Origin of the sequence: Streptomyces shaanxiensis (genome assembly GCF_039537145.1) — a bacterium.
Taxonomy (GTDB): Bacteria; Actinomycetota; Actinomycetes; order Streptomycetales; family Streptomycetaceae; genus Streptomyces; species Streptomyces shaanxiensis.
Window position 1 is genome coordinate 439,202 of the sequence record NZ_BAAAZY010000024.1, and the last position, 10,670, is coordinate 449,871.

Consider the following 10,670-nt stretch of genomic DNA (forward strand, 5'->3'; position numbering starts at 1 on the left):
GGCACAGGGAGTGCCGGACGGGGAGTGACGACGATGTTTCGCGCAGGCTCGCGACGTACGCACGACAAGGGACCCGCCGCCGAAGCGCTCCGGCTGGTCAAGGTCACCAAGACCTACGGTTCGCACGACAGCGCCGTGACCGCTCTGGACGGGGTCACCCTCGGTCTCGGGCGGGGCACCTTCACCGCGGTGATGGGGCCGTCGGGTTCCGGCAAGACCACGCTGCTGCACTGCGCGGCCGGTCTCGACCGTCCCGACAGCGGCATCGTGCGCGTGGACGGCACCGAGCTGACCGGGGGCGGCGAGGCGGAGCTGACGAAGTTCCGGCGCGGCCGGATCGGGTTCGTGTTCCAGCAGTACAACCTGTTGGAGACGCTGACCGTCGCCCAGAACACGGTGCTGCCGCTCAAGCTCGCCGGGCAGCGCGTCGACCGGCAGCGGGCGAAGGAGGTCCTGGCCTCCGTGGGCCTCGGCGACCGGCTCGGGCACCGCCCCGACCAGTTGTCCGGCGGTCAGCGGCAGCGGGTGGCGATCGCCCGCGCCCTGGTGACCGAGCCGCGGGTGATCTTCGCGGACGAGCCGACGGGCGCCCTGGACACGCGCAGCGCGCGCGAGGTGCTGCGGTTGCTCCAGCAGGCGGTGCGTGTGCACGGCCGGACGGTGGTCATGGTGACCCACGACCCGGTGGCCGCCTCCTACGCCGACTCGGTGCTGTTCCTGGCCGACGGCCGTCTGGCGGGCCGGATGGACGCGCCGACCCCGGACGCGGTGGCCGAACGCCTCGCGCACCTGGGCGACAACGTGGCGATGGGGGTGTGAGCGATGTTCATGCTGGCCATGCGGTCGATTCGGCACCGCCCCGGACGGTTCCTCGCCACCTTGCTGTGCGCGTTCCTGGGCGCGGCGATCATCATGACGTTCAACTCGATGCATGACACGGCCGCGCAGGACGGCGTCGACTCGACCAGCGCGGACACGCTGTCCACGGCCGCGGGCGTCGTCGGCGGCTACGGCACCCTACTGGTCTTCTTCGCCGTCGCCTCGGCCCTGACCGTCAACGTCCGTCAGCGCAGCGCCGAGTTGGCGCTGCTGCGCTGCTCGGGGGCGACTCCGGCGCAGCTCAAGCGGATGGTCGTGGGCGAGGCGGTGGTCGTGGGCCTGGTGGGCGCGGCCCTGGCGATCGGTCCGGCGATGCTGGGCGGTCGGGCGCTGCTGGAGGTGTTCCAGGACAGCGGCCAGGTCGCCGGGTCCGTCGACCACTCCTTCGGCCCGATCGCGCTCATGACGGGCATCGACATCACGCTGCTCGCCTCGGCGGGCGCCGCCTTCCTCGCCGTACGGCGCGCGACCCGCGGGCACGAGAAGCGGGGTGGGGCACGGAGGTTCCTCGCGTACGCCGCGCTGCTCGCCGGTGCGGTGTCGGTCTCGTCCACCTTCGTGTTCTCGGCGACGGACGCGGCTCTGATGGCGCCGCCCGCCTACGGGGCGATCCTGCTGTCGGTGGGGTTCGCGCTGATGGCGCCGCGGCTGCTGGAAGGCGTGCTGGACCGGCTGCGGTTGAGTGGGGCGAGCGGTTGGCTGGCCGTACGGAATCTGCGGGAGCGGGCCGGTCAACTGGCCGGGATCCTGATGTCGCTGATCCTGTTCACGGCGGTGGCCACGGCCACGCTCACCATGCAGGCGGTGGAGAGCGACGCCGTCGAGGCCTCGGGTCTGACAAAGTCGGTCGACGCCAAAAACCTGGAGACGCTCAACTTCACGGTCGTCGGCATCATCGTGGTCTTCGTCTGCGTGATGCTGGTCAACTCGCTCTACGCGGCGACGAGTTACCGAGGCCGGGAGTTCGGACAGCAGCGCCTGGCCGGGGCGACCCCGGGTCAGGTGCTCGGGGCGGTCGGCACCGAGACGGCGATCCTGACCGTCACCGGAGTCCTGTTCGGGGTGCTGGCCGCGCTGGCCGGGATCGTCCCGTTCACGGTGGTCCTCAGCGAGGCGGTGCTGCCGGGTGAGGTCTACGGCATCGGGACCGCCGTCGTCGCGAGCGCGGCGGCGGTGACGTTGGGGACGAGCCTGGTCACGGCCCGGCGGGTGCTGCGCACCCCGGCGGTCGGTGCGGTCGCTGTGGCGTCGTAACCAGTCGTGACCACAGGTGGGGCGAGGGGCGGTCACCACGGTGGCCGCCTCTTCCCGTGTCAGCTCATTCCGGCGGCGTCCAGCAGCGCCGTCACCGTCGGCACCGCCAGCCCGTCCAGCGTCTCGATCCCGGCCCCCGCTCGCGCGCCGGCCCCGTCGAATACCAGCATCAGCTGGCGGGCGAGCAGCTCCGGATCCCGCGCCCCGCCCTCCTCGGCCTGGGTACGGAAGACACCTTGCAGTCGCTCCTTCGCGACGCGGGCTACCACACTCGCCGGGTGCTGCGGATCCTTCAGCTCGACCAGCGCGGCGAGATACGGGCAGCCCTGGTAGGCGGGCTCGGTGGACGCCTTCTCCAGCCGTTCGAAGACGTGCAGGATCCGCTCGCGGGGCGTGCCGGCGTCCCGCGCGCCGGACGCCAGCCGGGCTTCGTAGGCCGGCAGCCGTCGCTCCAGGCTCGCCGCGAGGACGTCGTCCTTGCTCGCGAAGAGCTGGTACATGGACCGCTTCGAGACCCCGGCCGTCCGGCACAGCGCCTCGACGCCGATGGAGACACCCTCGCGGTAGAAGAGTTCGGCCGCCGCGTCGAGGAGCCGGTCCCTGGTGGACGCCTTGTCTGCTGTGGCCATAAGCGCGAGGTTACCTCTCCGGGAGACAGGAGGAAACCGATCGGTCTATCGCCTTCCGGTCGACCGATCACTCATGGCATCATCGCTGAACAAGCGCTTAGACACTGAGCTGGAGGCCCCGTTGTTCACATCCGTCGACGACGTCTCCGCACGTCTGGCCGAGACCGGCTACCTCGCCTCGCCCGCCGTTGCCACGACCGTCTTCCTCGCCGACCGCCTCGGCAAGCCGCTCCTGGTGGAGGGCCCGGCCGGGGTCGGCAAGACGGAGCTGGCCAAGGCCGTCGCCGAGGTCGCCGGGGCGCGGCTCGTCCGCCTGCAGTGCTACGAGGGGGTCGACGAGTCCCGCGCGCTGTACGAGTGGAACCACGCCAAGCAGCTCCTGCGCATCAGCGCGGGCCGCGACGAGACGTGGGACGAGACGCGCACGGACATCTTCAGCGAGGAGTTCCTGCTCACCCGGCCGCTGCTGACGGCCATCCGGGGCGACGACCCCAAGGTGCTGCTGATCGACGAGACCGACAAGGCGGACGTCGAGGTGGAGGGCCTGCTGCTGGAGGTGCTCAGCGACTTCCAGGTCACGGTCCCCGAGCTGGGCACCATCACCGCGACGCGCCGCCCGTTCGTCGTGCTCACCTCCAACGCGAGCCGCGAACTGTCCGAAGCGCTGCGCCGCCGCTGCCTGTTCCTCCACATCGGCTTCCCGGAGGAGGAGCTGGAGCGCCGGATCGTACGCCTGAAGGTGCCGGGGCTCGACGAGACGCTGGCCCGCTCGGTCGTCCGGGTCGTGGGCGCGTTGCGGGCGATGGACCTGCGGAAGGTGCCGTCGGTCGCGGAGACCATCGACTGGGCGCGCACGCTGCTCGCGCTCGGCGCGGACACTCTCGACGAGGCGGTCGTACGGGACACCCTCGGCGCTCTCCTCAAGCACCAGGACGACGTCCTCAAAGCGACCGCCAAGCTCGACCTGGACGCTCTGTGACCACGCCCGCGGGCGTCGCGGAGCGGCTGACCTCGCTCGTCGGGGCGCTGCGCGCGCACGGCATCCGGATCGGCACGAGCGAGACGGTGGACGCGGCGCTGGCGATCGAGGCGCTCGGCCTCGCCGACCGGGAGCAGCTGCGCGAGGGGCTGGCGGCGACGCTGTTGCACGGCACCGGCGTGCGGCAGGTGTTCGACCCGGTCTTCGACCTGTACTTCCCGCGCGGTGTCGGCGCACCGGAGGGAGAGACGGCGGGGCGGGAGAACCTGCGCGACCGGCTCGCCGCCGCGCTGGCCGCCAACGACCGGGCGATGATGGGTCAGTTGGCGGTCGAGGCCGTCGACGGCTTCGGCGGCTACGGTTCCTCGCCGGAGTCGGACGGCTGGTCGTCGTACCAGGCGCTCGAACGGCTGCGCCCGCAGACCCTGCTCGCCCGCGTCCGTGACGACGTCCGCGCGCGGGGCGGGAGTTCGGGGTTCGCCGACCGGCTGCTGGAGGACGAGATCCGGCAGCGTATCGAGGCGTTCCGGGCACTGGTGGCCGCGGAGGCGCGGCGCCGGGTCGCGGAGCGGCGCGGACGGGACGAGATCGCCCGGCGGGCGGTGCGGACGACCGCCGACCGGGTCGACTTCCTGTTCGCCGGGAAGGCCCAACTGGCCGAGCTGCGCAGGGCGGTGCAGCCGCTCGCCCGCAAGCTCGCGACCCGGCTCGCGGCCCGTCGTCGCCGTGCTTCCCGGGGCGCGATCGATCTGCGCCGGACCCTGCGCGGGTCGCTGTCGACGGGCGGGGTACCGATGAAGCCGGTGCTGCGCAGACGGCGTCCCGTGCGCCCCGAACTGGTGCTGCTGTGCGATGTGTCGGGCTCGGTGTCCGGTTTCTCGGACTTCACGATGCTGCTGGTCCAGGCGCTGCACGACCAGTTCAGCAAGGTGCGCGTGTTCGCCTTCGTCAACCGCATCGACGAGGTGACGGGGCTGCTCGAACGCGGCACCGCCGACCCGGAGGGGCTCAGCGCCCGCATCGAGGCGGAGGCCACGCTCACGGGCTATCACGGCAGCAGTGACTACGGCATGGCGCTGGGCGAGTTCGCGGAACGGTACGGCGACGTGGTCGGCCCGCGCACGACCGTGTTCGTCCTCGGGGACGGCCGCACGAACATGAGCGACCCGAACCTCCCGGCGGTACGGCAGATCGCCGAACGGGCCCGCCGTGTCTACTGGTTGAACCCCGAGGAGCACTCTCGTTGGGGCACGGGCGACTCCGCCGCGCCCGCCTACGCCGAACTGGTCGAGATGCACGAGTGCCGCACCGCCCGGCAGCTCAGCGCGCTGGTGGCGCGCCTGCTGCCGGTGTGATCAGGGAGTGATCAGGCGGCGGCGAGCTGCGGGTAGAGAGCGGCCGGATCGGCGGCCAGCCCGGCCTTGACCTGCCGGGTGAGGTCGTCGGCCAGCACCTCGAAGGCACCCGAGACGATCCCGTCGAGGGCCTGGGCCGCGACGCCCTCGGCCGTGGACTTGGGCGCGTCGATCCCGGCGGTCAGGTCCGTGTCGACGTACCCGACGTGCAGGCCGGTGACGTCGATGCCGCGCGGCTTCAGGTCGAGGCGCAGCGAGTTGGTCTGCGACCAGAAGGCGGCCTTGGACGCGCTGTAGGAGCCGGCGAGACCGATCCAGGACAGCACGGAGTGGACATTGAGGATGTGGCCGCCGCCGTTGCGTTCGATGACGGGGACGAAGGCCCGGGTGACCAGGAGCGGGCCGTAGAAGTTGGTCTCGAACTCGCGGCGGACGTCGTCGACGGGCGAGTCGAGGAAGTTCGCGTTCACCGAGGCGCCCGCGTTGTTGATCAGAAGGGTGACGTCCTGGGCCTGCTCGGCGGCGGCCGCGACGGACGCGGGGTCGGTCACCTCCAGGGCGAGCGGCACGGCGTCGGGGTGCGTGACGGTGCGCGGGTCGCGGGCGGTGGCGTACACCTTCTTCGCTCCCCGCTCGTAGAGCGCGGCGACCAGGGCGCGGCCGATGCCGCGGCTGCCGCCGGTGACCAGGGCTACGGAACCTTCGATGGCGGTCATGGGGATCCCTCGACAATCTCGACTCTTGGAAACCGATCGGTTTCCCGTGCCGAGAAGTGTAAACCGATCGGTTTCCTCAGGGCAAGGGGAGGGCCGGACCCCCGGCGAAAATCAGGGTTCGTCCCTGATGGTCCGCACGACGGGGATTTCCTACGCTCGTCGAGAGCTGAGGGGGATCTCATGAAGGCAGTGGTTCAGGACCGGTACGGCTCGGCGGACACGCTGGAGTTCATGGACATCGACCGGCCGGTGCCGGGCGCCGGCGAGGTGCTGGTGCGGGTGCACGCGGCCTCGGTCAACGCCTACGACTGGCACTTCATGCGCGGCGACCCGTTGCTGGGCCGCGGCATGATGGGGCTGCGCAGGCCCAAGGCGCGTGTGCGGGGCCGGGACTTCGCCGGCCGGGTGGAGGCGGTGGGCGCCGGGGTCACGGGGCTCGAGCCGGGCGACGAGGTGTACGGGGAGGCCGACGGCGCGTTCGCCGAGTACGTGTGCGCGCGGGACGGCGAGGTGGGCCCGAAGCCGGCCAACCTCACCTTCGAGCAGGCGGCGGCGATACCCCTGGCGGGGAACACCGCCCTCATCGGCCTGCGGGACGTCGCCCGGGTGCAGAAGGGCCAGACGGTCCTGGTGAACGGGGCGTCGGGCGGCGTGGGCACGTTCGCCGTGCAGCTCGGCAAGGCGTACGGCGCCGAGGTGACGGCCGTGTGCAGCACACGGAACCTGGACCTGGTCCGGTCACTCGGCGCGGACCGGGTCGTCGACTACACGCAGGAGGACTTCACCCAGGGCCAGGAGCGGTACGACGTGGTGCTGGACCTGGTGGGCAACCGCTCGCTCGGGGAGTTCCGGCGCGTGCTGACGCCCACGGGGACGCTGGTGCTCTCCGGCGGAGGGGTGTACGAGGGCGGCAGCCTCGTCGGGCCGATGGGGCTGTTCCTCAAGCGGCGGCTGGTGGCGCCCTTCGCCCGCCACCAGCGGCTGCTCGAGATCTCGGCGCTGCAGAGCAAGGCGAACCTCGCGGCGCTGCGGGAGCTGGCCGAGTCCGGGAAGATCGCCCCGGTCGTCGAGCGGACGTATCCGCTGAGCGAGGCGGCCGAGGCCATCCGGTACCTGGAGGTGGAGCACGCGCGCGCGAAGATCGTCGTCACCGTGTGACGCGTCGGCGCGGGCCGTTCGGCACTACTTCTGCTTCGCGTACTCCCTCGCCGTCTGCCCCTGGAAGTCATAGACCACGCACTGCTCGTCGCCCACGACCCAGGCGTCGTGTCCGGGCGAGCAGACGAAGACGTCGCCGGGGCCGACTTCCTGTTCGCCGCCGTCGTCCATGCGGATGTGCATGCGGCCCTGGACCACGTAGCAGTTGTGGTGCATCTGACAGCTCTCCGTGCCGGCGATCGGAGCCACTGATTCGGTCCAGCGCCAGCCGGGCTCGAAGGTCGCCACGGCGAAGTCGAGATCCGTCATGTGGACGGCTTCCAGGTGACCGCGGGGGAAATCACGCCGCTCGTCCGGCTTTTCGAGGGGCTTCACTTCCAGCATGACGCGCTCCCTTCCGGCCGCGTTGCACCGCGACCGGGGCCGGTCTCCCCGGTGGCCCTGGGCACCGCCGTCGGCGGCCGACCCCCTACCACTCCATCGTCCGCCCGGCCATCCGGGGCCGCCATTCGGCGGACGCCCGCTCAGGCCTGCTGCCCGCAGAGCTCGGCGAAGCGCTCGGCGTCGACATTGCCACCGGAGATGATCACGCCGACCCGGCGCGGAAACGCACCCGCCCGCCCGGTGAGCAGGGCGGCCAACGGGGTGGCGCCGCTCGGTTCGACCACGATCTTCAGGCGTTCGAAGGCGAACCGCATCGCGTCCCGGATCTCGTCGTCGCTGACCAGCGCGATCGCGTCGACGAGCCGCCGGTTGACGGAGAAGGTGAGCTCGCCGGGTGTGTGCAGGGCCTGGCCGTCGGCGATGGTGCGCGGCACCGGGATGCTGATGCGCCGCCCCGCCTCCAGGGAGCGCTTGGTGTCGTCGCCGGCCTCCGGTTCGACGCCGATCATCCGGGTCTCCGGGTGCAGGCCCTTGGCTACCGTGGCACTGCCGGCCATGAGCCCGCCCCCGCCGACAGGGGTGATCAGCGCGTCCAACTCCCCCACCTCTTCGAGGAGTTCGAGAGCGGCGGTGCCCTGCCCCGCGATGACGTGCGGATGCTCGTAGGGCGGGATGAGGGCGAGGCCGCGCTCGGCGGCGAGGGCCTCCCCGATCGCGATGCGGTCGCCGGTGTAGCGGTCGTACGTGACGATCTCGGCTCCGTAGCCGACCGTCGCCGCCCGCTTCGACGGCGGGGCGTCCTCGGGCATGACGATCACGGCGCTGGTGCCGAGCTCCCGGGCGGCCAGGGCGACGGCCTGGGCGTGGTTGCCGGACGAGTAGGCGGCGATGCCCCGGGCGAGCTGCTCCGGGCTCAGCCGGGACGCCGCGTTGTAGGCGCCGCGGAACTTGAAGGCGCCGACGCGCTGGAAGTTCTCGCACTTGAGGAAGACCTCGGCGCCGACGATTTCGTCGAGGGTCCGCGAGCGCAGCACCGGGGTACGGTGCGCGACACCCTTGAGCCGTGCGGCGGCGTCGCGGACGTCGTCGAGGGTGATCGGCGGGGTTGTGGTCGTCACGCGTGTCCTCCGGGAGATGTCGTGTCGGTCGTGGCCCGGTCCGTCGCCGCCTGGGCCTCGGCGCGCGCCTGCGACAGATAGCTGTAGGCGGAGGCGCGGGAGATACCGAGCCGCGCCGCGACCTGCTCGATCGCGCGGCGCACGGCGAAGACGCCCCGCTCGTCCAGGCCGCGGAACAGCTCCAGTCGCTGCGCGCGGTCGAGAGCGGCCCAGCTGCCGTTCTGCCGGAGCCGGTGGGCGTCGAGGATGGCGTCGACGACGGAGTCGATGTCGTTGCCGAAGGTGGTGACCGGCACGTCGGTCGGGGTGCCGCCGATGCCGGCGAGGGCACCGAGCAGGGCGTGCGCGTCGCCCACGGCGGTGACGTCCAGGTTGACGCACAGGGCGCCGAACACCGTGCCCGTGGAGTCCCGCAGCACCATCGTGGACGCCTTGACCAGCTTGCCGCCGCGGGTCCGGGTGACGTAGTTCAGCTCGTCTCCCGCCTCGTCGCCGCGCGCGACGATCCGCATGCCGATCTCGCTCATCGCCCCGCCCACGGCCCGTCCGGTCACCGAACCGGCCACGGCGACCACGGACTCCTCCGGCCGCCGGTAGTCATGCAGGACCACCTCGCACATCGGCCCGAACGTCGCCACGAGCCCGTCGACGACCGGCGCCAGCGCGGCGACGATCGCGTCCCGCTCGGATTCCAGGGCCTGCTCGGCCGCCATCGCACACTCCCCGTCCGCTCCGGCTTCGGCGATCCGTTCACCGAAGCCAGCTTCTAGACTACACGTCCAGAGCTTGTACTGACAGTCCAATAGTCCTGGACGACGCACCGCACAGGCCATCGTCGCCACGCAATCGACGCCCCCTCAAGGACGTTGACCGCTCGCATCACCCGGACCGCGCCATCGACGAGAGCAGCACAGATCTTGACGAGTCGCGCGATGTTACCGGTAACATCCGGACTCATGACAGTGACGTCGGCACCCCCGCACCCACGGGTCTTCAGCCCCGCCGCCGTGGTCGCCTCCTGCGTCGGCTTCATGCTCATCGGCGCCCTCCAGGCCCTGTACGGCCCGGCGATCCCCGGCTTCCGCGAGGAGTTCGGCCTGTCCCCGTCCGCCGCCGGCCTCGGGCTGAGCGCGCACTTCGTCGGCGGCGTGGCCGGCGTGCTGCTCTTCGACCGGCTCTACGGCCGGATCGGCAACCGGCGGATCCTGGGCACCTCGTATCTGCTGATGGCCGTCGGCGCGGCCGGCTTCGCGCTCGCCCCGAACTGGCCGGTCGCCCTGACCATGGCCCTGCTGGCCGGGCTCGGCTTCGGCGGCATCGACTACGGCCTCAACCAGCTGTTCGCCGGGGGTTTCGGCCACCGCTCGACCGCCATGCTGAACATCCTCAACGCCCACTTCGGCATCGGCGCGATCCTCGGCCCGGCCCTCATCGGCGTGGTCGGCTCCGCGCACTACCCCGCCGTGTTCCTCGGCTTCGCGCTGGCCAACCTGCCGCTGCTGCTGTGCCTGCGCGGCGTACGCGACCGGGCCCCGCAGCCGTCCGAGGCGCACGCCGAGTCGTACGGTGGTCAGGTCCTCGCCCGCAGTCTCGGCTCCGTACTCGCCGTGTTCGTCGCGCTGTACGTGCTGCATGTGGGTATCGAGGCCGGTGTCGGCGGCTGGGAGCCGACCCACCTGGAGACCGTCGGCCACGGCGCCGGATTCGCGGCCACCGCGACATCCGTGTACTGGCTGATGATGACCGTGGGCCGTTTCCTGGTCGCCCCGATCGCGCTGCGCTTCTCGGCGCAGGCCATCATCACCGTCTCGTGCGCGGGCATGACGGTGTGCCTGCTGCTCGCGGCGATTCCGGCACTGGCCCCGTACGCCTACGCCGGTGTCGGTCTGTTCATCGCGCCGATCTTCCCGACCGGCCTGCCCTGGCTCCATCGCGCCGCCCCGCGGGCCCGTCGGGCCGGTGCCCTCGTCATCGCCGCCTCCATGGTCGGCGGCGTGGTGGCGGGCCCGGCGCTGGGCAAGGCCATCGAGTGGTCCGGCGTCCGCAGCGTCCCGCTCGTGCTGGGCGCCGTCTCGGCCCTGTGCCTGGCGGCGGCCCTGTGGCTGATCCAGGCCACCCGATCCCGAGGGCCGCATCACCCATCCCCGTGAGCCGCTCGCCCATCCCGCGAACCGCACCCCCGTCCCCGTAGGACGCTC

General features: G+C 71.8%; 11 protein-coding genes. 6 read left to right on the forward strand and 5 right to left on the reverse strand.

The window, feature by feature from the left end; genetic code table 11:
* Window positions 1-33: 33 nt before the first annotated feature.
* Window positions 34-819 carry an ABC transporter ATP-binding protein gene (locus tag ABD932_RS36320; RefSeq protein ID WP_345019633.1) on the forward strand — a complete coding sequence of 262 codons (786 nt, stop codon included), beginning with the start codon at window positions 34-36 and terminating at the stop codon, window positions 817-819.
* A 3-nt stretch (window positions 820-822) separates the two neighbouring features.
* Window positions 823-2,133 (forward strand): FtsX-like permease family protein, encoded by a 1,311-nt coding sequence (locus ABD932_RS36325; RefSeq protein ID WP_345019635.1) that lies wholly within the window; start codon window positions 823-825, stop codon window positions 2,131-2,133.
* Window positions 2,134-2,192: 59 nt separating this feature from the next.
* On the opposite strand, the gene ABD932_RS36330 is transcribed toward ABD932_RS36325, so the two are convergent.
* The gene (locus ABD932_RS36330; RefSeq protein ID WP_345019637.1) at window positions 2,193-2,762 is read right to left on the reverse strand and encodes a TetR/AcrR family transcriptional regulator; all 570 of its coding nucleotides are present in this window, start codon (window positions 2,760-2,762) and stop codon (window positions 2,193-2,195) included.
* A 121-nt stretch (window positions 2,763-2,883) separates the two neighbouring features.
* Between ABD932_RS36330 and ABD932_RS36335 the strand changes: the two genes are divergently transcribed.
* Window positions 2,884-3,741, forward strand: coding sequence for an AAA family ATPase (locus tag ABD932_RS36335; RefSeq protein WP_345019639.1), 858 nt, complete (start codon window positions 2,884-2,886; stop codon window positions 3,739-3,741).
* On the forward strand, window positions 3,738-5,096 hold the full coding sequence (locus ABD932_RS36340; protein WP_345019641.1) for a vWA domain-containing protein: 1,359 nt from the start codon (window positions 3,738-3,740) through the stop codon (window positions 5,094-5,096). The genes ABD932_RS36335 and ABD932_RS36340 overlap by 4 nt, the downstream gene beginning before the upstream one ends.
* Before the next feature lie 11 nt (window positions 5,097-5,107).
* Here the strand turns inward: ABD932_RS36340 and ABD932_RS36345 are convergent, their stop codons facing one another.
* Window positions 5,108-5,812: an SDR family oxidoreductase gene (locus ABD932_RS36345; protein ID WP_345019643.1), complete on the reverse strand. Its 705-nt coding sequence runs from the start codon at window positions 5,810-5,812 to the stop codon at window positions 5,108-5,110.
* Window positions 5,813-5,992: 180 nt separating this feature from the next.
* Between ABD932_RS36345 and ABD932_RS36350 the strand changes: the two genes are divergently transcribed.
* Window positions 5,993-6,970, forward strand: coding sequence for an NAD(P)-dependent alcohol dehydrogenase (locus tag ABD932_RS36350; protein WP_345019645.1), 978 nt, complete (start codon window positions 5,993-5,995; stop codon window positions 6,968-6,970).
* Window positions 6,971-6,994: 24 nt separating this feature from the next.
* Here the strand turns inward: ABD932_RS36350 and ABD932_RS36355 are convergent, their stop codons facing one another.
* From ABD932_RS36355 to ABD932_RS36365, 3 genes are all read right to left on the reverse strand, one after another.
* Window positions 6,995-7,354 (reverse strand): cupin domain-containing protein, encoded by a 360-nt coding sequence (locus tag ABD932_RS36355; protein WP_345019647.1) that lies wholly within the window; start codon window positions 7,352-7,354, stop codon window positions 6,995-6,997.
* A gap of 140 nt (window positions 7,355-7,494) precedes the next feature.
* Entirely contained in the window at window positions 7,495-8,472 is a 978-nt protein-coding gene (locus ABD932_RS36360) for a threo-3-hydroxy-L-aspartate ammonia-lyase (RefSeq protein ID WP_345019649.1), read from the reverse strand.
* On the reverse strand, window positions 8,469-9,185 hold the full coding sequence (locus ABD932_RS36365; protein WP_345019651.1) for a helix-turn-helix transcriptional regulator: 717 nt from the start codon (window positions 9,183-9,185) through the stop codon (window positions 8,469-8,471). Before ABD932_RS36365 ends, ABD932_RS36360 begins: the two co-directional genes overlap by 4 nt.
* Window positions 9,186-9,428: 243 nt before the next feature.
* Between ABD932_RS36365 and ABD932_RS36370 the strand changes: the two genes are divergently transcribed.
* Window positions 9,429-10,622 carry an MFS transporter gene (locus ABD932_RS36370; protein ID WP_345019653.1) on the forward strand — a complete coding sequence of 398 codons (1,194 nt, stop codon included), beginning with the start codon at window positions 9,429-9,431 and terminating at the stop codon, window positions 10,620-10,622.
* Window positions 10,623-10,670: the final 48 nt, after the last annotated feature.

Excerpts from the sequence above, each read along its gene's own strand:
- ABD932_RS36320 (WP_345019633.1), top strand. The coding sequence starts at position 34 with ATGTTTCGCGCAGGCTCGCGACGTACGCACGACAAGGGACCCGCCGCC.
- ABD932_RS36325 (WP_345019635.1), top strand. The coding sequence starts at position 823 with ATGTTCATGCTGGCCATGCGGTCGATTCGGCACCGCCCCGGACGGTTC.
- ABD932_RS36330 (WP_345019637.1), bottom strand. The coding sequence starts at position 2,762 with ATGGCCACAGCAGACAAGGCGTCCACCAGGGACCGGCTCCTCGACGCG.
- ABD932_RS36345 (WP_345019643.1), bottom strand. The coding sequence starts at position 5,812 with ATGACCGCCATCGAAGGTTCCGTAGCCCTGGTCACCGGCGGCAGCCGC.
- ABD932_RS36350 (WP_345019645.1), top strand. The coding sequence starts at position 5,993 with ATGAAGGCAGTGGTTCAGGACCGGTACGGCTCGGCGGACACGCTGGAG.
- ABD932_RS36355 (WP_345019647.1), bottom strand. The coding sequence starts at position 7,354 with ATGCTGGAAGTGAAGCCCCTCGAAAAGCCGGACGAGCGGCGTGATTTC.
- ABD932_RS36365 (WP_345019651.1), bottom strand. The coding sequence starts at position 9,185 with ATGGCGGCCGAGCAGGCCCTGGAATCCGAGCGGGACGCGATCGTCGCC.
- ABD932_RS36370 (WP_345019653.1), top strand. The coding sequence starts at position 9,429 with ATGACAGTGACGTCGGCACCCCCGCACCCACGGGTCTTCAGCCCCGCC.